The 24,492-nt window shown below is 56.7% G+C and carries 18 protein-coding genes; 6 read left to right on the forward strand and 12 right to left on the reverse strand.

All coding sequences use genetic code 11. The annotated features are described in order from the left end of the window. Positions 1–40: 40 nt before the first annotated feature. Entirely contained in the window at positions 41–2,251 is a 2,211-nt protein-coding gene (gene glgB, locus RE6C_RS08805) for a 1,4-alpha-glucan branching protein GlgB (protein ID WP_008655751.1), read from the forward strand. Positions 2,252–2,402: 151 nt separating this feature from the next. On the opposite strand, the gene RE6C_RS08810 is transcribed toward glgB, so the two are convergent. Then, complete coding sequence (locus RE6C_RS08810) at positions 2,403–3,413, reverse strand: sugar phosphate isomerase/epimerase family protein (RefSeq protein WP_008655752.1); 1,011 nt, start codon at positions 3,411–3,413, stop codon at positions 2,403–2,405. Between the two features lie 51 nt (positions 3,414–3,464). Beyond that, positions 3,465–3,830 (reverse strand): preQ(1) synthase, encoded by a 366-nt coding sequence (locus RE6C_RS08815; RefSeq protein WP_007324336.1) that lies wholly within the window; start codon positions 3,828–3,830, stop codon positions 3,465–3,467. Here RE6C_RS08815 and RE6C_RS08820 point away from each other — a divergent pair. Next, the gene (locus RE6C_RS08820; RefSeq protein WP_039961638.1) at positions 3,820–4,638 is read left to right on the forward strand and encodes a 7-carboxy-7-deazaguanine synthase QueE; all 819 of its coding nucleotides are present in this window, start codon (positions 3,820–3,822) and stop codon (positions 4,636–4,638) included. The genes RE6C_RS08815 and RE6C_RS08820 overlap by 11 nt on opposite strands. Before the next feature lie 158 nt (positions 4,639–4,796). Here the strand turns inward: RE6C_RS08820 and RE6C_RS08825 are convergent, their stop codons facing one another. The 5 genes from RE6C_RS08825 to xylA all read right to left on the reverse strand — a co-directional run bounded on the left by RE6C_RS08825 (position 4,797) and on the right by xylA (position 12,812). Then, positions 4,797–5,570 (reverse strand): methylamine utilization protein, encoded by a 774-nt coding sequence (locus tag RE6C_RS08825; RefSeq protein ID WP_008655757.1) that lies wholly within the window; start codon positions 5,568–5,570, stop codon positions 4,797–4,799. Positions 5,571–5,728: 158 nt separating this feature from the next. Beyond that, positions 5,729–8,050, reverse strand: a complete 2,322-nt coding sequence (locus RE6C_RS08830; protein WP_008655758.1) for a biotin/lipoyl-binding protein — start codon at positions 8,048–8,050, stop codon at positions 5,729–5,731. Continuing rightward, positions 8,047–10,176 carry an efflux RND transporter periplasmic adaptor subunit gene (locus RE6C_RS08835; protein ID WP_008655759.1) on the reverse strand — a complete coding sequence of 710 codons (2,130 nt, stop codon included), beginning with the start codon at positions 10,174–10,176 and terminating at the stop codon, positions 8,047–8,049. Before RE6C_RS08835 ends, RE6C_RS08830 begins: the two co-directional genes overlap by 4 nt. Positions 10,177–10,251: 75 nt before the next feature. Then, a complete protein-coding gene (locus RE6C_RS08840; RefSeq protein ID WP_008655760.1) occupies positions 10,252–11,340 on the reverse strand; it encodes a sialidase family protein in 1,089 nt (362 codons plus the stop codon). Positions 11,341–11,492: 152 nt separating this feature from the next. After that, the gene (gene xylA, locus RE6C_RS08845; RefSeq protein WP_008655763.1) at positions 11,493–12,812 is read right to left on the reverse strand and encodes a xylose isomerase; all 1,320 of its coding nucleotides are present in this window, start codon (positions 12,810–12,812) and stop codon (positions 11,493–11,495) included. Between the two features lie 587 nt (positions 12,813–13,399). On the opposite strand from xylA, the gene RE6C_RS08850 reads away from it, so the two are divergent. The 3 genes from RE6C_RS08850 to RE6C_RS08860 all read left to right on the forward strand — a co-directional run bounded on the left by RE6C_RS08850 (position 13,400) and on the right by RE6C_RS08860 (position 17,030). Further along, positions 13,400–14,431: a UDP-N-acetylmuramate dehydrogenase gene (locus RE6C_RS08850; protein WP_008655764.1), complete on the forward strand. Its 1,032-nt coding sequence runs from the start codon at positions 13,400–13,402 to the stop codon at positions 14,429–14,431. A gap of 10 nt (positions 14,432–14,441) precedes the next feature. Next, positions 14,442–15,326 carry a cell division protein FtsQ/DivIB gene (locus RE6C_RS08855; protein ID WP_008655765.1) on the forward strand — a complete coding sequence of 295 codons (885 nt, stop codon included), beginning with the start codon at positions 14,442–14,444 and terminating at the stop codon, positions 15,324–15,326. Positions 15,327–15,398: 72 nt separating this feature from the next. After that, a complete protein-coding gene (locus tag RE6C_RS08860; RefSeq protein WP_008655767.1) occupies positions 15,399–17,030 on the forward strand; it encodes a sulfatase family protein in 1,632 nt (543 codons plus the stop codon). A 141-nt stretch (positions 17,031–17,171) separates the two neighbouring features. Here RE6C_RS08860 and RE6C_RS08865 read toward each other — a convergent pair whose 3' ends face one another. The 4 genes from RE6C_RS08865 to truA form a co-directional block, all read right to left on the reverse strand. After that, entirely contained in the window at positions 17,172–18,680 is a 1,509-nt protein-coding gene (locus RE6C_RS08865) for a lipopolysaccharide biosynthesis protein (protein WP_008655770.1), read from the reverse strand. Positions 18,681–18,727: 47 nt separating this feature from the next. After that, positions 18,728–19,666 carry an FHA domain-containing protein gene (locus RE6C_RS08870; protein WP_008655772.1) on the reverse strand — a complete coding sequence of 313 codons (939 nt, stop codon included), beginning with the start codon at positions 19,664–19,666 and terminating at the stop codon, positions 18,728–18,730. An 89-nt stretch (positions 19,667–19,755) separates the two neighbouring features. Further along, positions 19,756–21,204, reverse strand: coding sequence for a serine/threonine protein kinase (locus tag RE6C_RS08875; RefSeq protein ID WP_008655774.1), 1,449 nt, complete (start codon positions 21,202–21,204; stop codon positions 19,756–19,758). Positions 21,205–21,423: 219 nt separating this feature from the next. Further along, positions 21,424–22,254, reverse strand: coding sequence for a tRNA pseudouridine(38-40) synthase TruA (gene truA / locus RE6C_RS08885; RefSeq protein ID WP_008655775.1), 831 nt, complete (start codon positions 22,252–22,254; stop codon positions 21,424–21,426). Between the two features lie 27 nt (positions 22,255–22,281). On the opposite strand from truA, the gene RE6C_RS08890 reads away from it, so the two are divergent. Next, on the forward strand, positions 22,282–22,743 hold the full coding sequence (locus RE6C_RS08890; RefSeq protein WP_008655777.1) for a hypothetical protein: 462 nt from the start codon (positions 22,282–22,284) through the stop codon (positions 22,741–22,743). Positions 22,744–22,823: 80 nt separating this feature from the next. Here RE6C_RS08890 and RE6C_RS08895 read toward each other — a convergent pair whose 3' ends face one another. Further along, positions 22,824–24,176 (reverse strand): vitamin K epoxide reductase family protein, encoded by a 1,353-nt coding sequence (locus tag RE6C_RS08895; protein WP_008655780.1) that lies wholly within the window; start codon positions 24,174–24,176, stop codon positions 22,824–22,826. Between the last annotated feature and the right edge of the window lie 316 nt (positions 24,177–24,492).

Here is a 24,492-nt window from a genome sequence, read left to right on the forward strand (position 1 = left end):
TTTTTGAACTCATTTCTATCAATTCACTCGTAGTCCAGCCATGAATTCGCAGCTTTCATTATCGACCATTCAGTCACTCGTTGATGGCAGTGTGGCGAACCCGGGTAGTTTGTTGGGCCGTCACCCTGTCAACTATCGGGGGCGAGAAGCCACATCCGTTCGCGTTTTGGAACCCAACGCCGAATCCGTGTGGCTGATCGATTCGGCAAGCGGTTTGCGACGTCCCATGCGACGGTTGCATCCCGGCGGATTCTTCGAAGCGATCTGCGATGAGCCCATCACCAAGCCCTCCATGTCCAGACTGCAAATGATCGACAAGACCGGTAAAGAAATGAAGACGACGTCTCCTTACACCGTCCCCAGCATCTTCAGCGACCTCGATCGCTACCTGATCGGTGAAGGTCGCCACCACCAGTTGTACGAGCGACTGGGGGCACAGCTCCGCGAAGTCGACGGCGTTAAAGGCGTCAACTTCGCCGTGTGGGCACCCAATGCTCGATCGGTTCAAGTTGTCGGCGATTTCAACGGTTGGGACGGACGCAGTCATGTCGCTCAGCCCGTCGAGTCGACCGGAATTTGGGAGTTGTTCCTTCCTGGCGCGACGGTTGGTCAGAAGTACAAGTTCCGAATTCAGACCCAGCACGGTCATTGGATGGATAAGTGCGACCCGTTGGCGTTCGCCGCCGAGTTGCCACCGCTGACCGCGAATATTATCACGGACATCAACACGTACTCGTGGAATGATTCGGATTGGTTGCAGCAACGGGCAGAGATGGACCCGATGCACACTCCAATGAACGTTTATGAAGTTCATTTGGGCAGCTGGCAAAAAGGCCCCGGCCGCACCCACGGTTGGTTGGACTATCGCGACTTGGCCAAACGATTGGTTGACTACTGTCACCGCATGAATTTCACACACGTGGAATTGATGCCAATCAGCGAGCATCCATTCACGGGGTCATGGGGCTACCAAAGCGTCGGCTACTACGCGCCGACTAGTCGTCACGGATCGCCCGAAGACTTCATGTTCTTTGTCGATCACATGCACCAAAACGGCATCGGCGTGTTGATCGATTGGGTTCCCGCTCACTTCCCCAAAGACGATCACGGCCTGCGTCAGTTCGATGGTTCGGCGTTGTACGAGCATGCGGATCCTCGTCAGGGCGAGCACCCGGATTGGGGCACGATGATCTTCAACTTCGGTCGCAACGAAGTGAAGAACTTCTTGATCGCCAACGCGTTGTTCTGGTTGGACAAGTATCACATCGATGGTCTGCGAGTCGACGCGGTCGCATCCATGTTGTACTTGGATTACAGCCGAGAAGACGGCGAGTGGATTCCCAACCGTTACGGCGGACGTGAGAACCTCGAGTCGATCGACTTCCTGCGTGATTTCAACATCGCGGTTCATGAGAATCACCCCGGTGTGATCACGGCGGCGGAAGAGTCGACCGCGTGGCCCGGCGTTTCTCGGCCAACGTACGACGGCGGTCTCGGTTTCACCTACAAGTGGAACATGGGATGGATGAATGACACGTTGAGCTACATGCGGAATGAGCCGATCCACCGCAAGTTCCATCAAAACGAGCTGACGTTCAGTCTGATCTATGCCTTCACCGAAAACTTCACGTTGCCGTTGTCGCACGATGAGGTCGTTCACGGCAAAGGATCGTTGATCAGCCAAATGCCGGGTGACATGTGGCAGAAATTCGCCAACCTGCGATTGCTGTACAGCTACATGTGGACTCACCCCGGCAAGAAGTTGCTCTTCATGGGTGGTGAAATCGCACAGTGGACCGAATGGAACGCGGACGACGGCCCTCAGTGGGAATTGCTCGACTTCGACACGCACCGCGGTGTTCAGCAACTGGTCGCGGATTTGAACGAGGTCGTGATTGAAAATCCAGCCCTGCACTGGCATGATTTCACGGGCGATGGCTTCGAGTGGATTGACGCTCAAAACGCGGAAGACAGCGTCTTGGTCTACCTGCGAAAGGGAGCCGAAGGCGATCCACCGATCCTGGTTTGCAACAACTTCACGCCCGTCCCTCGAGACAACTATCGCGTTGGAGTGCCGGCACAAGGTTTCTGGAAAGAGATCTTCAACAGCGATGGTGAAGCGTACGGCGGATCGAACCTGGGCAACTATCCCGGATGCCAAACGACCGGCATTGAGCACCACGCTCGTCCGGACAGCATCGAAGTGACCTTGCCGCCACTGGGCACCACGATCCTGCGTTTGGAATCCTGATCAGACGCCAAACAGCGTTCCCAACGTAGGTCGGCCACTCTTGACCGACACTGGAGCAAGGCGGTTCGTTGTGTGGACGGGCAAGAGTGCCCGTCCTACGTGAAGTGGGAGATTGCTCTTGGACGACGAAGGCTCCGTCGCCGGCTTGGGCTCAGGCCTGTTGAGCTTTGGCGGCTTCCAAATCTTCGAACGTTCGCAGGTGATAGTCGATGCCGACTTTGTCGAGCACGCGGCACAACCCGCGAGCGGCGATGCCGAATCCATCGGGACCACTGAAACCGCCGAATTGGCCGCCGCCGCGAACGTGGGGTTCGAGGTCCAGGTAAATGCCTTCGACGCCGCGACGTGACATGCGGTCCGCGAGCGTCGGCAGGAATGTCTTGAGGTCCTCGAAGATTCGTTCGTGGGAACTGTCGCCTTGGTCGGCAGGCACAAAGTGGCTGGCGGATTCTTCATCGACGTGATCGACGCGGCCATTCAGCGATGGGTCTTTGTAGTCCTTGATGTGCAACCAACCGAGCGATGGTTTCAACGCTTCGTACTGGGCGTACACCTGATCCGATGTCAGTCCCTGCATCACCATGTTGGCTCCGTCAAAGATAGTGACCAGGGCCGGGTTGTTCACCTTTTCAGCGATCGCGGCGAGCAGGTCGCCGGTCTGCCCGACCAAGTTGGCTTCGACTTCCAGACCAAACGTCAAACCACGTTTGTCGCATGCTTCAGCGATTTGTCCGAGTTGGTCCGAAACCTGATCAATGTGGTCTTCGGGTGATGTGCCCTTGGGGTGATAGAACGAGAAACCGCGAAGCAATTTGCAGTCGAACGCTTCCGCTCGATTGCAGGCGATCTGCACGTCTTCGGCGAGGTACTTTTCGAATGGGATGAACTTATTCGCGGTTCCGTCTTCGACGTCCAACAACTTCACCTTGCCAATCGGCGAGCCAATGCTGCTGACCGACATGCCGTATTCTTTGTGCAGTTTCTGAAGCGTCTCGATTTCAGAAGGTTCCAACACCATCACGTTTTTGATGCCATTTCCGACATCAACAAAACGGATCGAGTAGTGCTGAAGGCCGATGGCGGCCAGAGCAGCGAATTGCTCGTTGGCTTTTTTCGAGAAGGCGGATTCGTCGGCGAAACCAGACAGAATGACGGAGGACATGGCGCAGGCGGGTTTGGTGGGGAGGGACGGGAAATTCGTGCCGTGATCAGATCACGCTTCGTCGGGGTAAGTCACGATGATGTTGCTGTTCAGGCCGCCGCGTGGCGTCCATTTGCTCTCGACGGTGACTTTGCGAGGCTGGACGACGGCGACAAAGTCGTCCAGAATTCGGTTGGTGACTTGCTCGTAGAAAATTCCTTCGTTGCGGAACTTCTGCAAGTACATTTTCAAGCTCTTCAGCTCCACGCAGACACGGTCTGGAACGTACGTGAAAACGATCGTTCCATAGTCGGGTTGTCCCGTTTTCGGGCAAACCGACGTGAATTCCGGGCAATGATGCTCGATCGTGAAATTTCGTGTCGGGGCGGGGTTTTCAAAAACTTCGAGAGTGTCTCGAAAAGAGGCTGTGTCGCTCACGTGGTTTGGTTCACTTCTAGAAACGCGGTGTCGTTTGAAATCGGTCGATCATCCAGTCGATGTTTTACCCGCTGAGGACTCGGCGGAAACCCCCGGGGACTCATGCGCCCCGGCATCGTCGCTGCTGATTTCAGAAACCTTCGTCAGTCGTCAAGGCGAAGGCGAATTGACCGGCACCGAAAGCGTTTTCATCCGGACCAGTGGCTGCAATCTGCGGTGCTGGTTCTGCGACACGCCTTACGCGTCTTGGAAGCCCGAGGGCGCGAGGCTAACCGTCGACGACTTGTTGCAATTGGTCGCGGATTCAGGCGTCAAGCACGTGGTGTTGACCGGTGGTGAACCGTTGATCGCTAAGGGCATCGTCAGCTTGATCGATCAATTGCGAGTCGCGGGGAATCACGTGACGATCGAAACCGCTGGCACCGTCGACCCTGGCGTGCGATGCGACCTGCTGTCGCTCAGCCCCAAGCTACGGGCCAGCACCCCGGATGAAAAAGATCATCCGCGTTGGGCAAAACTGCACGCTGAGAGGCGGTTGCCGATCAACACGATGAAGCAATTGATTCAATCCGCAGAAGCGACCCAGGTCAAATTTGTGGTCGATTCGGCCGATGAATTGCCTGAGATCGATGAGGTTGTGCGGCAATTGGAGATCTCAGCGGATTCCGTGTATTTGATGCCGCAAGGGATCTCGGTCGAACAGCTGGACACCGCACGTCCATGGTTGGAACCGATGGCAACCTTGCGAGGCTATCAATATTGCGACCGCATGCAAATTCGTTGGTACGGAAACCGCCGAGGAACCTGATCGGGGAGACCTCGATTCGCGAATTTTCTTGTGCGAGTGAATCGGTGCGAGAGAAGACCCTGTTGGCGGGAAAGGGTTCGAGGGAAATGTCTGTGCGCAAAAAATCGGCGTCGTTTCGAAAACGACGCCGATCGAATGTTTGATTTGGCGGTGTGGTCTTACAGCGACAAAGCGTCTGCTGGGACCAAGACGTCGCCCAGATCGTTCATGCCGGGTTTGATGTCCAGCTCGAAGCGACTGCGACGCCATGATTCCTTCGAACCATCGATCTTGACTTCATCGATTTTGCCGGCTTCGTGCGAAACGCGAAACATGACTTCGCCGGTTGGGATGCCTTCGATGGTCAACGTTCCATCTTCACCGCTGACGGCAGCGTAGGGGTGTTCCAGAACCACGACGTAAGCACGCATCCAAGGGTGGATGTTGCATTCGACTGGAATGGCAGCCGGTTCTGGCTTTTCCAAAGCGACTTCTTTGTCAGCACCAGCTGGGATCATCAAGTTCTCGGCCTTGTTCGCGAAGAAATTCAAATTCGCGTTGTGACCGACAGTATCAGGGTTGGTGATTTTCAGCGTGTCACCCGTTTGTGCGATCACGTAGTGGGGCTCAAAGCGGCATTTGTCGTTGGCCAACTCGTGAGTCTCATTCTTTGCGGCGACGTCATCCAATTTGGTTCCGCCACGACCGGTGTAGACATAGACCAACACGTTCTTGATGCCTTTGGTCTCGGAGTCGACCAATAGCTTTTCGTTGGGGATCTCGTGCTTGCCGCAGAAAGCGATGTCTTTGTTGGGTTCGATCAACTCCACTTTGGGAGCGTTATCGGAGTCGTAGACGAAACGCATTTTCAACGTTCCGGTTTCGGCCATGGCCATCGATGCGGTCAGTGCACAAGCGGCAGCGGTGCCAGCAATCAGCGGACGGATATTCAAAGGGGTTTCTCCTAGAAGAACGATTGTTCGGTGTAGGTGGGTGACGACGAGACTGTGCGTTTCGCAAAGCCTATCTGCGGGGGGCGTCGCCAGAAAGGTGGGCAATCCATTGTATCAATCCGACAACGAAAGTCCAGGAATGGGCGGGCGAAACGCTGTTATCTGAAACGAAATAAACTTGAAAGGAGTTCGTAGATTCTTTGCCAAACCGAAGCCGAATCGACCACTATTTTTACTCGGCCAGAGGCTCCCGCGACGCAAGTGGAGGGTGCCGTGGCGGAATCGTCGATTGCAATCTCAACGACGTAGCTGGTGCCCGGCGTTCGGGTCGTTCGATCAGCCCGATGGTGATCACGGCGGGGAGCGTCGATTCGAGGATCGTAGGTTTCTTCTGAGATCTGAACGACGCGACCGCGAAAAATTTGTTTGGGCGAGGAGTCGCGAATCATCACGGCTTCATCGCCGAGCGAGATTCGATGTCTTTGGACGGATGGAACGATTGCCTCAGCCCGCCAGCGAACGGAATTGTTTCGCGATGGGTCGGTAGACGATGAATCGGCTGCTTCCTCCAGCGAAGCGATGCTCAGCAATTCAGTCCCCGCTTCCAACAAGCACCCATTGTTCTCTATGGCGGTGGGATAGCCTGACCATGATGCCAAACGGACGGCGGTGCGATCCATCGCCGGATTCAATGCAGGCCCGATCTCCAGCGGATTGGCATCGGCGTCGAGGGCAGTGTCCGATGCGGATTGCGGATTGCTTTGAGCGACCATCACGATGCCATCGCACGGAGCGGTGATTGTTAGCGACTCGCGTCGCCGCTCAGCCGCTGCCAGGCGGTCTCGCATTTCATCCAGTAACGCTTCCGCGGTGGGTAGTTGCGAGCTGGCTTCTGGGACCAACGTTTGCGACGCGCGCAATCCTTCCAAACGCAACGTTTGTTCCCGAACTTCGCTTTTGGCATCGAGAACCTGCAGCTCAATTTCTGGGTTGGAGAGCTCTGCCAAAACATCGCCGGGGCGGACGCTTTGGCCAGGTTCAACATGGATTTGCCTCAGAACGCCTGGCGATGTCAGATGCACGCGAGTTTCTTGTGCCGGCAAAAGACGGACGGCAGTGTAGACGTGGCGAGGCAACGGAACCGTTCCGGCGAAGCCAATCGCGGCAAGCAAGACGCACCAAACCAATGCACGTCGTGGACGAATGTTTCTGCGGTTCACGGGATTGTTCCAAAAACGACGCAGTGGTACCAAGCCGGCCCAAACCATGGAGGTTGCCACGACCAATGCGAGCATTTGACCGATGATTTCGAGTCCATAGGGTCTTAATGATATCCATATGAATCCAATGATGGTCGCCATCAGAATCCATCGATAGGCAAGCGAAGCGACCGCATAGACTAGCAACCACGCCGAGCCATCCTCGGGTTCGTTGGGAGCCCCCGTTTCGACTCCCAAGAAGACTCTCGAAAGAAAACGCCCCCAGCGCCGCTGGCCTCGTTGAGCCAAATTGGGCATGTCGGTCATATCGGACAACAAATAATAGCCGTCGTATCGCAGTAGCGGATTGACATTGAAAACAATGGTGCTGATTCCACAAACGACCATCACGTGCGATGCGACGGTATGTGTCAGTCCCTCAGGTGTTTGCAGCCAAACCCAAGCCGCGATGGATGCGATCAGGACTTCTGTGGCGATGCCCGCCAAAGCAACCGCCGCTCGACGCGAGCGACTGGGGATCATCCACGAACCGCTGGTGTCGCAGTACAACGCGGGAGTGAATACGAGCAGCATCGGGCCGATCGATCGACACTTTGCACCAAATCGCTCTGACACAACCGCGTGCCCCAATTCATGAGCGACTTTTGTGAGCGCGACGACGGCGGCCAAAATCATTGCGTTTTGGAACGTTAGCCATTCGTGAGATGCGGGCAACTCCGCGAGATAACGCTGGCGATGCACTAGCATCATCACGGCCGCCGAAACGACCAAAGCCAAACAAGCGATCAAGCCAGGTGGAGTCAGCAACGGACGAACGACCGGCATCAGGATTCGCATGACCGGTGCCGGATCGATTCCAGGAAACCGCATGAACAACCACTGCGACGCCATCGCCAAACGCTTTTGTCGCCGATCCGAATCCGCTCGTTGAAGCAACGGTTCGCCCTGCATCGCGGATTGACTGGTCGTCAAGCCACTTTCGTGAAAGCGGAACAGCAACGCGTTGATTTGGTTGGACCGAACGCGACGGTTCGGATAGCGCGCCTGATACAGATCTCGCAGATCATCCAGGCTGCATTGCCCGTCCAGCGATGTCAGCAAGAAGTATTCGTCTTCGCGAAGTCGGTGATGCTGGCCCGCGATCGCATCATGGACGACCACCCATCCCGAATGACGATGCGAAACTCGGACGGCTTTTAGGCCGACCTTGTGGTGCACTCCCAACGGACGCTGAGTTGATGAACTGACACCCGCGTTCATGTCCGAAACCGAAACAATACGTTGCGGTGGAACCAAGCGACCACGTCGTCCATCGCACTGGCCAAATACCGGCGACGTCCGCAAACGATCTTTGCGGTGACTTCCGCATCACCGCGAAAACCGCCTTCTGGAATGTCATCGATCTCGGCGATGATGTCCACGACGTTCCGACCGTCAGCACGTTTGCGAGCGACTCCGCCGATTGCGGAGATCTTCGCGTGAAAGGTTTCGGTTGGTCTTGTTTCGATGGCGAAGTGAACTGGTAGCCCGTGATCGTCCGCATGTCGTCGGATGACCTCCCCAGCACGAGTTTCCTCTAGCCTCAGTTCCAACTCCCACGGGCCTTCACGCTGAACGACCGCGAGCAATCGGTCTCCACGAGACACCGGTCGGTCTTTCAAACGTTCGTTCAATCGCCAGGCGACGACCTGCCCGTCAAATGGAGCTTTGACGGAAAGCATGTCTTTCATCTCACGATTGATTTGCAATCGTTTACTAAGCGATTCAATTTGGTTCTCGAGCGTTTGTTGTTCGAGAATGCTCTGGGCTAAATCACGTGAGTCGTTCGACGCGGCCAGCAACATCGCTCGGACGGAACTCAGCTTTTGAGTGGCTGTGGTGAGCTGCCCCGACAACGCCTCGGCTTCGCGAGTGAGTTCCGCATTACTAAGCTGGACCAGCACATCACCTTGCCGAACGACATCGCCGTCTTTCACCTTCAACTCGTCAACGACGCCGTCGATCCCGGCAAAGATTGCTTGGCGAACCGCGGGGCGAGCCAGCCCGGTTGCGACGACGTGATGATCGACCCGAATGAACCAACCGGCCAACAATCCGGCGGCCAACAACATGCAGCCGGCCAATATCCAGTGACGTGTCGCTCTGCGAGTGGCGGCCGCAGCCGGGCGTCGAATTGGTAACGCAAATACGCTGTCGTATCGAATTGCATTGCTGATGGCGGACGAAGACTCTTCGGCAACCTCAACCATTGCGGGTGAGATCGAACTTGCTGGCTCACCCGAAAACGTTTCCAGCATCAGCATGGCAATCAGCATCGATTGGCGACGTTGTTTTTCGCGAGCCTCCTCATCCAATTCATTGGATGAGTTCACACCCGCGGCAGCCAGCGTGTCATCGACTGATTCGAAGAGCGGGATTATCGTCACCGACAACACACCGGATTCGTCCAAGTATGTTTCGAGCGGTGGAACCAGTTGCGGTGACAACGATGCAGGATCGATTGCATCCGTGTCGGTCGACGGTGGCAAAATCAAAGGTCGCTTCAAAACCGAAACGGCGTCGGCCAATTGATTCATCGAGCGAACCAATGGTGAGCGACGGTCAATCACCGATGAACCACTGATTGCGGCAACTCGGTATCGAGGCCGATGAGCTGTCGGATTTTTGGCGAGCAAAACGACGGAACGTTCGCAGGGCAACAAGCGAGGCAGTTCCGACGCGATGCGATACGCGGTCGCCGTGGGATCCAAGTCGGTATGAAATGCTCGGAGAGCCGTTCGGATTCCGCGGGAAGTATCAAAGGAGTTCGTGATCGATGTGGAGCCAGCATCTGGAACCGACAAAGCTTGGGAACCCGGTTGCTGATCGTCCGATTGTGCATCCGCCGCATTCATCGTTTGACGCGTCGCGGTGGCGATGTCTCCCAGCGATTTCATGGCAGAGAGCATTTGTGCAGCTGGCAATTGTGAGTCATGGATGATCAAGACCTTCGCGAACAGCGGGTTCGGCAAAAGCTCGACACCCAACGCCGTGACTTTGGACGCAGACGGCTGAGGCGACCGTTCGCCATCGTTCCATGCGATTTCGCATGCGGCCACTGATGGCGTGACCACACCCAATTGTTCTCTCAGCCGATCGCGGTCCAGTCTTGCAGCGATGGATTCGTCGCGAACGAGCATGCGGGGTTGCGGGAACGTCGAGTCTTGAACGGCCACGATTGACGCGTTGAATGCCTTCGCCAAGTGCATCGCCATGCGATGAAGAAAGTCCGCTCGATCACGTGACTCCTTCGCGATTCGCTCAACCGTTTCTTGCGTTGAAACGGCCTTCGCATCGGTTTCACCCGACGGGACAGAAGCGGTCGTGGAAGCATCAAGACGGTTCATGCCCCCCAGCATAATCAAGCCCCCGAAATTGTGGGGATTGTCACCTGTGTCAGTCCGCGGGTTCGCCGGAATCGCTTATTGAAGTCGGCCGAAGCGACCGTCTGAGCCGCAGGCAAAAATCTGGGTTTTTCCGACCGATAGACAGTGAAATCCGGTGTCCGAGAGCGGCTGCCATGTATCTCCATCGGCGGAAAAGTCAGTTCCCGCGGGACCAACGGCGATCATGCCTTTTGCTTGTGAACTGTCCGCGGGGATGGAGACGACAGCACTACGAAAGCTGGCTGGTTGCTCCGCGATGGTCCGCCAAGAGTTACCGTCGTCATGACTGATGCAGGCGGTGATTTCGGAAGTCTCGGTCGCTCGGTAGTCGCCGCCCACGCACACCAATGGGCCAGAGCCGTCGTGACCGTCGGATTCAGGACCGCGACAAATCGCGAAAATGCCTGATGCCTGCGAGCTTGGCATGGGGGCGTTGACGGTAACCCATGGTTCATTCCAACCCGAGCGAGTGTACAGGCGACTGGTGTCAGATTCAGCTCCGCCGGTTCCGCACCAAAGTCGGCCATCCTCGCCGAGCAGCAAAGAGGAGTTGCTGGCCGCGAAGGCGGCTTCACCAGTGCGTGCGAGTGGGAGCTGCGTGTTCAACTTCTGCCATGACTTGCCACCGTCCTTGGTTTCCACAACCAACAATCGACCATCGACAGGATCGCTGAAGGCCATTCCCCGATCCGCATCCCAAAACTTCATCGCGTCAAAGAACGCTGCGTTTGATTCGGCGCGATAGGTTTCCATCCAGGAATCTCCGCCGTCTTCGGTCCGCAACAGCACGGCTGGCGTTCCCGCGCTTCCGATGCAAGCAACGTTTGCACTGAACGCACAAACGCAGCGGAATTCTAATTCGCCGTATCCTTCCGGGCCGCACGCTTTCCAAGTCTCGCCACCATCGGTCGAGCGAATCACTGTCGCCGCCGCACCACTGGCCCAGATGACTTCATCATCCACTGCGGAGAGACTACGAAGGCTGACGTTCGTTCCCGTTTCGCTCACGATCCAATTGGAAGGCATTTGATCCGCAGCCACCGAGAGGCTCGCGTTCAAAGCCAACATCGCTAGAACGATGAAGCAGCGAATGTCGATGTTTGTCTTGGAAGCCATTGAATTCATTCGATGTCGGTTTGGCCAGTTGAAAAACAGATTCTACGCCATCGAATCGCAATGAAAGAACGCGGTGCAACGTTTGATCGCTGCACCGCGTTCTGAATGGAATTCTCTCTCCCAAGCGTTCATTGACTCGGGAGTTGATTTGCCTCGGTCGATCAAACGCGATCGATGTACTTGTTGATCATGTGCTCGAGGTACTCTTGGCGACCGCTTTGGTTTGCGTCGACCTCGCCTTTTTCCAGCATGTAGGCTTCCAGTTCCGCGAAGCCAACTTCGCCGGCTTCGATCTTGGCACCGATTCCGGAATCCCAAGTCGAGTAGCGGTTCTTCACAAAGTCAGCCAATTCGCCGCTGGCACGAATCGCCGCTGCGATCTTCAAACCTTTCGCGAACGCGTCCATTCCGCCGATGTGAGCGTGGAACAAATCGATGGGCTCGAACGATTCACGACGCACCTTGGCATCGAAGTTCACGCCACCGGTGCCGATGCCGCCGTGCTTCATGATCATCAGCATGGTTTGGGTGGTCAGGTAGTAATCGGTTGGGAATTGGTCGGTGTCCCAACCCAACAACAAGTCACCCGTGTTGGCATCGATGCTGCCCAGGCCGCCTTGCATGCCCGCGTAGTCGAGCTCGTGCATCATCGTGTGACCCGCCAGCGTCGCGTGGTTGGTTTCGATGTTGAGCTTGAAGTGCGAATCCAAATCGTAGGCTCGCAAGAAGTTCATGCATGCGGCCGCGTCGCTGTCGTACTGGTGCTTGGTGGGCTCTTTCGGTTTGGGCTCGATCAAGAACTGGCCGTCGAAACCGATCGACTTGGCGTAGTCGACTGCCATGTGGAAGAACTTGGCCAAGTGATCCAGTTCTCGTTTCATGTCGGTGTTGTAGAGGTTCTGGTAGCCTTCGCGGCCACCCCAGAACACATAGTTTTCACCGCCGAGTCGCTTGGTAACTTCCAAAGCCTTTTTGACTTGAGCACCCGCGTAGGCGAACACGTCCGCGTTGCAGCTGGTTGCGGCCCCGTGCATGAAGCGTGGGTTGCTGAACATGTTGGCCGTGCCCCACAGCAATTTCACGCCGGTCGCTTTTTGCTGTTCTTCCAGCACATCAGCAACCGCATCCAAATTCGCGTGGGTTTCTCGCAAGTTGGCTCCTTCGGGTGCCACATCGCGATCGTGCCAAGCGTAGTACGGGGCCTGCAGTTTGGTGAACAATTCAAACGCGACGACGGCACGCTTTTGAGCGTTTTCGACACTTTCCGATCCGTCATCCCAAGGACGAACCGCTGTTCCGGGACCGAATGGGTCGGCCCCCGTTCCGCGGAAAGTGTGCCAGTAGACGATGCTGAACCGCATGTGGTCCTTCATCGTTTTGCCTTCGATGACTTCGTCAGGGTTGTACCAGCGGAAGGCGAGCGGGTTGTCGGACTGAGGGCCTTCGTACTGAATGACGGGAACATCGGGGAAAGCGGTCATCAAACGGATTCCGTGTGTGGCTGCGAGGTGAAAAGGGCAAGTCAATGGAATTCACCAATATCAGAAGTTGGCGGAAACGCGACAAGGGGGTGAAACCGGTTTCAGCTTCGCAGTGGTGCGGGAATGGACTTTCGGGATCCGTTTAGGGCGACCAAAACGCTGCCAGCGGCGCAGGGTGGTGTTCTCGACCCTGTTGGAGAGGCGAAATGCAGCCCCGGCAGCAAAGCGGTCGTGCAGCTTTTAAGTACTGTGCCAGTAACGCCTTGAGAACCTCGCCCGCGCAGCGGGAGGGGTCGGAAAACGAGCGTTCAGCGAATTTTTTGGGGGAGAGCAATCCGTGCCGCTTCCCATTCTCGGCCCCCTCCCTCACGCACGCTTGAACGGCGTCGCTCGGCCTCCCCCAAAACTTCGTTTCGGGAGAGGTTCTCAAATGCTGAACCCCGCTGAAACGCGTCCTCGATAAACTGAACGACCTCCAAGTCGACGACTCTGGCCGAATTAACGGTCTTCGCCGGGCTTCGAAGACCGACCGACCCGAGAGTTCGCGGAATCCCTGGCGTCGCAGGCTGGGTGATCCACTAGATTTCATGTTCGCCGGTCGTCCAATCGAATCCAGATTGCCAATTTTGCTTCGGACTGCGAAACTGGCGTCCAGCGTCCCGCCGCCTGGAGGTGGTGGCTTTCGAAACTCGCACCGGCAAATGAACGACGTGTCCTCTGCTCCCTCTGAATCGCTCACCGAATTTTTCCCCGAAGACCTGCTGCACGTGGTTCGTGAAAACCAACCGCTGCGTGAAACGTTGTGGTTGGGCATTGGCGGCCCCGCACGCTTCCTAGCCGAACCGGTCGAAATCGATCAGATCGAAAAGCTCTACACCGCCGCTCGCGAAAAACAGCTGGCCCTGCGTGTCCTCGGGCAAGGCAGCAACGTGCTGGTTCGTGAAGCCGGTTTCGACGGGTTGGTCATCAAATTGTCCGCTCCCGCAACCAGTGGGCTGGAAATCCAAGGCCAAAAATTGATCGCCGGTGCGGGAGCCAAGCTGACTCACGCGGTGATCAAAACAGTCGGCGAAGGCTTGGGCGGGCTGGAGCACTTGGTCGGTATCCCTGGCAGCATCGGTGCGGCCGTCGTCGGAAACGTCTCAGCGGAAGGTCGCGACATCGGATCGGTCGTCGAGTCGATCGAGATCATCGACGAAGAAGGCAAACGCAAAACGCTCACGGGTGAAGAGGCCGGGTTCGCTCACCGTCAATCGACATTGATGGGAACCGTGGTTCTGTCGGTAACGTTCAACTTGGAACCCAAGGACGTTTCGGCCCTCACTAAACGCATGCAGAAATTGTGGATCCACCGAGGCCAGCGTCGTCCATCGGAATCCAATCGCATCGCGATGCCGTTCATCGATCCGGATTCCATTTCGGCGTGCGAGTTGATCAACAGCACCGGACTGGCGGGAATTCGCGAAGGCGATGTGTCGCTTGATTCGGCGGCACCGCATTACTTGATCGCCCACGAAAACGCGACCAGCGATCAATGCGTGAAACTGATCGGCCGGGTTCGTGAACAAGTCTTGATGCAAACCGGGATCGACTTGCAGTTGAATCTGCAAATTTGGTAACCGTACTCGGATGACCGAGTCGCCCCCATCCGAAAAACGACCACGATTGATCCGGCGGAAGCGCGGACTGGAAGTGGAAGAACCGTCAACGATGGTTGGATGGGTCCGCGGGATGATTGCCGCACCGGCGGTCTTGTCGATTCTTTGGCCTGCCATCTTGCTGGTCGTCGGCTACGCCGCCTGGCAAACTTGGGGAGCCAATTATGTTGCGGTGAACTATCACGGGATTGATCCACAAAAGATCTCCGTGACGTCGCCACCGGAATACGTTCGGACGGACATCGTCGATGTCGTCTACACCGAAACAGCGATGAAGGACATGTCGCTGCTCGACAAACAGGTTTCCGCGAAAGTGGCTTCTGCGTTTGCGAGTCATCCATGGGTGCAGCGTGTTGTCGGTGTGCGAAAAAAGGCAAACGGCCGACTCGATGTGCGTCTGAATTATCGATTGCCCGTCGCAATGGTCTACGTTGACGATCCCAAAACCGGACCTGGTTTCTTGGTGGTCGACGGCGAAGGCACCTTGTTGCCGAGCGACTTTGCACCATCCGAAACCGATCACTACCTGCACATCATCGTTCCCGGTGCTTATCACACCGGCGGACTTGGATCGCCTTTCGGCGACACGCGAGTTCATTGCGCGGCGTTGTTGGCGAGATTGCTGGCACCTCATCGCACCGAGTTGGGTTTGAAGAGCATCGGGGTGCATGGAGATTTGCGTCAAAACCCAATCGTTCAGCTCGAAATCGCGAATGAGGATGGTGAACGTTGGTTCTGGGGCAGTCCTCCTGGCGAAGAGGTTGCGGGCGAAATGCCTGCGGCGATGAAGTTGCAAGCGATGTTGGCTGGCGTGCCGACTGGATCGGATTTGCGGCAAGTTCAACTTCAGCCGTAGCAAGCAAAGCCTCACCGGCTCAGCTAATATCTTTCCTTCGCAGTCAATTCACCTCGCGGAAGGAATGTTCACTTGGTCCGGATTCATCTCGCTTTGTTGTTTGCCCTCACGCTTTCGTGCGTGAACCTTTTCGCGGCTGATCGTTCCAACGTGTTGGTGGCGATTTCGGACGACCAGTCGTTTCCGCACACATCGGCGTACGGATACCAAGCGATCCATACGCCAGCGTTTGATCGTGTTGCGCGGACGGGAGTCCTGTTCAACAACGCGTTCACGCCCTCGCCAGGATGCAGCCCGATGCGAGCCGCGTTCTTGACTGGACGCAATATCTGGGAGATTGAACACGCCGGCACGCATGCCAGTTCGTTTGCGACCAAGTACGAGGTCTATCAGGACCGGCTGGAGAAAGCGGGCTACTTCGTTGGGTACACCGGCAAAGGTTGGGGGCCGGGGAATTGGAAGATCAGCGATCGCTCTCGGAATCCTGCGGGGCCATCGTTTGCCACCAAGAAGTCGAAATCGCCTGGCGGAATCAGCGGCAACGACTACGCCGCCAACTTTGACGAGTTTTTGGAAGGCCGACCAGAAGACCAGCCTTTCAGCTTTTGGTTTGGTTGTCATGAACCTCACCGTTCGTTTGAGAAAGGCATTGGGCTGAAGAATGGAATGGATCCGTCCGAGGTGGTTGTGCCTGAGTTCTTGCCCGACACACCCGAAATTCGCAGCGACATCTTGGACTACTGTTTTGAGATCCAGTGGTTCGATCAGCATTTGGGGCGGATGATCGATTCGCTAGAGAAGGCCGGAGAGCTCGACAACACGATCGTGATCGTCACCAGCGACAACGGCATGGCGTTTCCGCGGGCCAAGGCAAACGTTTACGAGTATGGCATCCACATGCCGTTGGCAATCAGTTGGCCGAACGGTGCGAAGGGCGGACGCGTGGTCGATGATCTGGTGAATTTGATCGATGTGACGGCGACCATCTATGACGCGACCGAGGTTCAACCGCCTGAGAAGACTCCGTTGAGCGGTCGAAGTCTGGTGGGTCTGCTTCGGTCTGACAAAGACGGAATCGTAGATGCGACTCGCGATGCTATTTTCTCGGGCCGCGAAAGGCACTCGTCGGTGCGGTACGAATCGCTCGGGTATCCACAACGCTGCATCCGAACCGACCAATACCTTTACATCCGAAACTTTCGTCCGGAACGTTGGCCGGCTGGCGCACCTCAGAAATTCGGTGCGGGGAGCTATCCGAAAAACAACATCATCTTGGCCAAAGAGTTGGGCCCGATGCACGAAGGGTATCACGACATCGATGGTTCGCCTTCGTTGTCTTTTTTGGTCGAGAACCATGACGATGCGGAGCTCGCCAAGTACTTGCAGTGGGCCGTTGCTAAGCGACCTTCCGAAGAGCTTTATGACATCCAATCGGACCCCGCCTGTTTGAACGATCTGGCGTCGAAGCCAGATTTCGCGGATGTCAAAGCCGGCTTGAGCAAGCGTCTGAACGATTACTTGACCAAGACCAACGATCCGCGAGTGTCAGGTCCGGATGGCGGTGACATTTGGGAAACCTACCCGCGATACAGCGGTTTGCGTTGGTTCCCCGAACCTGAATGGGCAACGGAATCACCCGAGCGCGTTCCCAAGATGGAATGGTTGGATCAGCGTCGGCCTAAGAAACAGGTGAACAACAAGTGATGTAGCGAAAGGACGCGAGCCTTCTGGTTCCTCGCCGGGCGGCTTGCGCCGCACCGCTAACATCGTCATTTATTGTCACGCCTTCCAAAGCAAGGAATCATTCAATCGAGGCGGAACTCGATTTGTGCATCCTGCGTTGAACTATTCGGCCACCGCGTTCTGTTCGCGAACGTCGGCGTAGACGATCGCAGACAGCCACACGAGGCAGATGACTTGTCCGACCAAAGCCGCCACGGCGATTGCGATTGCGCCGTAGGACCCGACGAACGCGGCGGTCAGTCCCAGCATGACGACGGAAGCAACGATTCGGCATCGGATCGGTGCGAGTGGTTTGCCTCGGCCTTTGACGTAGCTGTCCAGCCCTTGCAGGATGCCTTTGATCGCGGACACCGGAGCGAGCCACCAGGCGAACACAATGGCGGGGGCGAACTCTTCGCCGTAAACGAGCTTCACCAACGGCCCGATTAAGATGATGAAGACGATGGTGGAAACGGTTTGAATCGCGATCGAACCACCGAGGATTCGGTGCACATCTGATGTCCGCAGTCGCTTGCTGCGATCCGCTGCGGTGTTGAACAGGTAAATGCCAAGCGTGTTGGGAATCACCGTCAGCGGATAGACGACCGGAACCATCGCGGCGTAAAACCCTTGCGTCAACAAGGGAACCAACCACATCACGAGCAGCAAATCCAATCGCTCGAAAAGGTCCGTCGCCAACATGGAAACGCCGTATGGTCGGCTCTCTTTCAACAGACGCTTGACCGGCGGTTCACTTTCTCCCGTGGCCAGTTTGGGAAGTCCGAATACACATGCGGCCATGGATATTGCCGATGCGATGACGAACAACACGCACGCCAAATTCAGCGTCACGTCAGTCACAAGGGCAGCGACCAGCAACAAAGCGGGAAACGCCGCGGCTGAAACGAAACGACGCACGTTGTACTTCGAAAAGTCACCCGCCCCGCGATCGACCGCGGTCATGATCAGCATCACGTGCTGGCCGATGACGCTGAACGCACAGAGGCAACCCAGCGACATCAGATAGGCTTTTTCGTCGGGTAACGCGATCACATTGCAGAGCACAACCAATCCGGTCGTGACGACTCCGGTGGTCAGGCCCAACCACATCGCCGCTCGTCGAAGTTTGATCGTCTCAACCGTTCGGTCGGCGGCGTAACGGCAGATGACTTCCACGCCGCCGAACAAGCCGATGTAGAGCAGCATTTGCACGTACAAAACGGTTGTTGCGTATTCGCCTCGGCCGACCGGTCCGAGCAATCGGGCCAGCAAAATGCCTTGGCCCATCTGCAACGCCACAATCCCAAATGCGAATCCGACTGTTTGAGCAAACGAAAACGCCTTGGCAAACTTGCTCGGGGCAGCGGAGGCGCCAGCTTCTTCCGCGGATGACGACTGATAGGCGTTTGCCGGACCGGGAACGGCCTCGCCAGCGACGGCCAATCCAGCGTCCGCGCTTGCTTGGGACGCGGAGCAATCGGCTCCGGTTGGTTCGCCACAATTGGGCGGGCACTCGCTGGTTCCATCAGTGCCAACAGTTGCAACACGTTCGTCCGAAGAATCAGACCGATCGCCCAGAATGCTGGAGTCACCTGGTGCAGATGAGTCGGTAGAGGTTCGGTCAGATGGCATGTTGCGGAGCAGTATAGTTGCGATCAGTGCATCCGCTTCAGGCCTCGTCAGTCGATTCCGTCTACGATTCGGACTTCCGGACCCTGCCAAAACTGCATCACTTGGTAGCCGCCGAAGACGAAAACAGCGATCGTCATCGCGAAGGCGGCGTAGATTTTTACCTTGTCCCAGTCGACTCGGTTGAGAACGCTCGTTTTGGCTGCACCTTTTACTTTTGCAGAGGGGGGCGATCCCGAGCCGCGTTTGTTTGTGGCGGCGCCTCTGTCTGATGGCGTTTGATCGGGCGATTCCGCCGCATCGTCGTCGATAAATTCTTCGTCCTGATCGAAGATTTCTGAATCCGATTGCGACGAATCAGGATTGGAGGTTTTGGCGCGAATATCGTCGTAGCGTGCTTCGCGAGCGACCGTGTCTTCGGCTTCCAAAAACGACGCGATGTCGACTTCCTGCCACGCTTCGCCTTGAAGTAACGACACCGTGGGGGACTCGGCGACCGCCGCCCGAGGCGAATTGGATTGGCTGGGTTGCCCGGCGGCATCGCTGTCCTCAAAGCCCGACGCAGTGTCAAATCCGCGTTCGTTCACCACCGTGTCTTCGCGTGGATCGATGGCGGGAGCTTGTTTACGAGCCGCTTCTTCAGCGGACTCGATCGCCAGCCCGAAAGCGATTTTGCCGCATCTCAGTTCGGCACCATCGACCAGTTCGATCCAGGTCCGAGTCGGAATGCGGGTCCCGTTGACTCGCGTTCCTGCAGAACTGTCGAGATCGAAAACTCGGAACCGCGGCTCGGAATCATCCGGCGTTTCCCAGTGCAGCAGGCAGTGTTTTCGACTCACCGAACGGCTCTTCGGACGGATCTGGCAAACGCGATCGCGACCGATCATGTAATACCCAGACCGAATTTCCGCGACCATGCCGGCCCGGCTGCCGGTTGCCAAGATCAGTTGTGCGGAGCTATCGGTCACCGGATTCTGTCGGTTGTGCATCGGAGGGAAGGATCCGGTCCGACCACTCTTGGGCCGCCCCGCTACTGCGGTTGTGATCATAACAAAAACGATTCAATTTTGCCGGGGTTTCAGCCACCGTTGATGATGACGATCTCTTTGCCGCTCTCGGTGGCTTTGATCTTCGGTGCCGGCGGATTATCAGGTTTCGCGATCGTGTAAGCCGCCATCCCGAGCACTGTCATCAGGGCGATGACGGCGATCGCCAGTCCCATGCCCAGCATCAGCGTTTGGCTTTGATTGGATCCGGACGATGACTGTTTGTTTGATGCCGAGCCCGCACGAGGCGGCGGTGGGGTCGCCAGTCCAGCCGTTGATGTAGGGAAGGCACTCGGTGTGGTCGCGACGCCGATGTCGGGCAGGGTGCTGAAATCAAACTCGCCCGCATCCTGCAAAGTTTCGTCGGCATCCGATCCGTTGAAGACCGACTGGTCGTCCATCGTCGCTTGATAAAGTTGACTTTCATCGGTCGTGTCCGAGTTCGATGCGATCGCGGCGAGCGGCTGATGATTTTTCTGTTTCAGTCCGGCTGAGCGGCGGATGCGATCGAATTGGCCGATCAAGTCCACTGCGGACGGCGGACGATCCGCAGGCTTCTTCGCCATCATGCGAGTCAGCAGACTGGCCAGCGGTGCGGGGCAATCGGGCCGCAGTTTGCGAACGTCGGGGATGGGGGCGGTTTGATGTTTGGCCAACCGTTGTGCGACGGTGTCGCCTTTATATGGCGGACGACCAGTCAGCAAAAAGAACAACGTGCATCCGAGCGAATAGATGTCCGCTCTCGCATCGACGCTGTGACTGTTGAGAGCCTGTTCCGGTGCGACGAAGTCGGCTGTTCCCGTCAACCGACGTTTACTGGTATCGCCCGATCCTTCCGACCATCCGATGCGAGCCAGTCCCATGTCGCTGACCTTCACCACACCGTCGGACCGCAACATCAGGTTGGACGGTTTGATGTCGCGGTGAATGATTCCGCGTTCGTGAGCGTGAGCCAATCCGCCGGTGGCTTGATACATCGCATCGATTGCCGCGGCGATGGACATCACACCATCGCGAGCGACGACCTGATGCAGGTCAATCCCGTCGATGTACTCCATCACGATATAGAGTTTGCCGTTGGACTGATTGAAGTCGTAGGCGCGAACGATGTTTGGATGATCTAGTTGTGCCGACGCTCGAGCCTCTTCTTGAAAACGCTGGATCCGGCGTTCATCGCGGCTGGCATTCGAGTTCAAAATCTTGAGCGCCATCTGACGCTTCATGACGTTGTGTTCACCCAGGTAAACCATCCCCATGCCGCCTTTGCCGAGCGGACGAAGCAGTTTGTAGGCCCCCAGAAAGAAGCCTTTGCTCTTTCCCGCGAGCAGCTTGCTGGCCTGCCACCGCGTCAACAAACCTGCGTTCTGCATCCCATCGGACAAACGTTGCGGGGTGAACCGGGTGTCGTCGGTCATCAAAGAAGCGACGACCGTTTTGATCTCGTCCAATGTCACCACACCGGCAGCGATGGATCGCCGCACGAGTGCACGGGACTCTTCATCTAGGATGGGCGCAGAGGCGGGAGGGCTCTCGGCAGACATAAAGACATCGCATCAATGAGAGGTGAACCGGTCGTGTCAGTTTACCAATCGACACCCGGTTTTGCGAAGGAACACTCTCTCTCGTTTCGACCGTAAATCCCGCGGTTTATCGCCAATGACGATGAAGTTTTGATGAACATTGTTTCGATTGGGCGCCGGTCATTCGGCCACGTCGGGTTCTTCCAACTGAAACACTTCGTCGGGGTAGTCGACCCGGCAAAGGAACAACCCCTGCGGTGGCGCGGTCGGGCCGGCCAGTTTCCGGTCGCCGCTGGCCAAAACATCATCGATCCATTCGAGCGGCCTTTTCCCGCGACCAACCTCCAACATCGTGCCGATGAGATTGCGGACCATGTTGTAAAGGAAACCTTCTCCATCGATTTCAAAGCACCAGTGCTCGCCCTCCAGTTCCGCTCCGGTTGGTCCGGTGGCGACGCGAGGGATCCAGCGAGCCGAGTGAATGGTTCGGACAGTGGACGGTCGTTCGGCGCCGGTTCCTTGAAACGCTTTGAAGTCATGACGTCCGACAAATTTGGCCGCCGCTGATTGCATCGCCGAGTGATCGATCGGACCACCAACTCGATTGACGAATCGATTGGCAAATGGATCGCGACTGCCACCCACTTGAACCAAATACTGATACTGCTTCCCCGTGGCATCGGCGATCGGATGAAATCGCTCGCGAGTCTCTCGGACGGCTTTGACACGAATGTCGTTGGGCAGCTTGCTATTGATTGCTCGTTGAAGTGCGACCGTGTCGGCCTTCCAAACCGGCAAGACACAACGAGCGACTTGGCCAATCGCATGAACTCCCGCGTCGGTACGACCACTGCCCAGCACACGCACCGGACGACCGGCCAACGGTCGGATGACGCGTTCCAATTCGGACTGGATCGACCGCTGTTCAGGTTGGACTTGCCAGCCACAATATTCGGTGCCGTCGTAAGCGACCGTCAGGTGAAACGTGCGAGGGCGATCGTTGGCTTGCAATTCAATTCTCTTTGGAACCGGTTCTCAATGACTCACCGCATTCGATTGCGACGCCCCTGGACCCGCGAAACTTTTTGCGATGGCTTGTCGGTGCATCGAGCAGAACGCGTCGACGTTCCGGACGCGTCGGGTGCATCCGAGATTCCGACTGGCGGCGATGTGCCCGGCCAGGCAACACGGTCGGAGTATCATGCCATCTATCGTCGGCATTTCAATTGCCCGACCGGATTGGAAGCGAAGGATCGGCTATCAATCGAGATGGCGCCGGCACCGGATCAGCGTTTCGTGGTGCGATTGAATGATCAAGAGATCGGCTCGAGCGACAGCCTGGATCTCGAAGAAGAAGAAGGCCGCGAAGCAATCCTGTTGCCAGTCGCGACGCCGCTCGAGGGACAGAACCTTATCGAGATCGAGCTGCGATCCGAGGTGGCATCAGACTTCCCACGTTGCGTCGCGGAAGTCGCCCTGCGAATCGACGCCGCGGTTTGAAAAGTCGCATAAGCTTCCCAACACGCGTTTGCACCGGGTAATTTCGGTTCCTTCAACGGCTGGAAGCCTGTCCCAGACTTCTACAGGTGTTGTTCGATCAACCGGATCATCGATTGAGAAGACTCGACCGCACCGACGGTGGTTGTCTTTGGGAACAGCAACTTAGGAATCGTTCCAGCACCCGCACGCTGGTAAAGCTGAACGTGCTTTTGAATGTACTCGGTCGGAGTCGGGCCGCTCAGCGTCGATTTCAGCTTTGTTTCGTCAACCATTTTTGACGCGTGAGACAACGCCTGCGAATAGTTTGGCTTGGACTCAAACATATACGAATGGAAGTCAGCAAACTTCTCTCGGTCAACCATCCAAACGGCGACGGCCAACTTCGCCAAATCGCAAGCTTCGCGATGTGACGCGTGAGTGCTCTTGATCTCAGGATTGCATTGTCCATCTAGAGGGACGGGCAACATGATGACGGCCAATCGGTCACCGAAGTGCTCTTCGGCGGCCTTGAGTGATTCGTGAGTTCGTTGGCAATGCGGGCAGGTGTAATCGAACATTTCGACAAACACCATCTCTGCGTCAGGCTTTCCAACAAGAGGCCAATCCTTCGTCGTCAGTCGAACACCGCCCAAGATTTCCGCGGTCTTGGGAGCGTCCGTCGCAGCATCCACCTCAGCTGACAACAACGCCGCTGGGTTCACGATTGCCATCGCGAAACGAGCAGGATCGAAACTGGTGATTTGGTTGATCACTCGAGTTGCTTCGTTGTTGATGCTGACCGACTCCGGTGGAGCGAACAGGCCATCGATCGCTTCGCCTTTTGCTGACGCGTCGCCCGACGGTGCTTCGAAAACGCCAGGGGCAGCGAATGTCTCGGAACTTTCTCCTGCGCCCGGGGCGCTGAAGGTCGCCGGTTCTGCGCTGTGTTCGATTACTTCAAAGGTCTCTGGTGGTTCCGTGGCGACTTGCAAAGTGATCAGCACTGCCAAGCCCGCTGCGGCGGCGGTACCGATGTAGCGAAGCGATGGAGCGTGAATCGGACGGCTGTACAGATACGTGCCCGCCAGCACCAAACCGGCGATGTGAGCGACCATGCAGTAGGGACAAAGGTGCCCCAAGGCAAATACTTGAAGTCCAAGGAACCACAATGCCGCACCACCCGCGGTCAGGGCTGCAACGCCCAAGGCACCCGAGCGAACGCGTCGCCATGTCAAGCTGATCGGACGAAACAGAAGCAACGCGATGACGGATATGTGAGTCAGAATCGCTGGGACACTGACGGGGACGGTCGCAACTTTGGACCAACGACTGTGCAGCACATGCCCGCAATCAAACACGCTGCCACCGGAGCATCCGGCGACCGGCGATGACGTGAACGAAGAGTACGCCAGGTAGCTGCTTGTTCCCAAAGCGATGACGCTGCAGGCCAACATTGTCCACCACGCAGTCACTCGAATGCGGGGCACCGACCCGCTCGTCGGCATCCTCCAACGGAGGGACGATTGTGGGTAGCGGTTGACCGAGGAGTGCAAATCGACAGTGGCCATGGTGGATCCAACGAAAAGTCTGGTGGGGGAATCTTGTTGCGGTGGATGACCGGAATTGCAGGTTGTGTGCCAATGCGAGGTGCCAACTTTCGAAATCACGCGAATCCGCGGAATTGCCCAGATTGCGTCGCCGTTGGGGGCCGAGACGACCTTTGACCGACCAATTTGAAAGCAAATGAACCATCCCGCGTTGCTCTCGGGA

Source organism: Rhodopirellula europaea 6C (genome assembly GCF_000338295.1).
GTDB classification, from domain to species: domain Bacteria; phylum Planctomycetota; class Planctomycetia; order Pirellulales; family Pirellulaceae; genus Rhodopirellula; species Rhodopirellula europaea.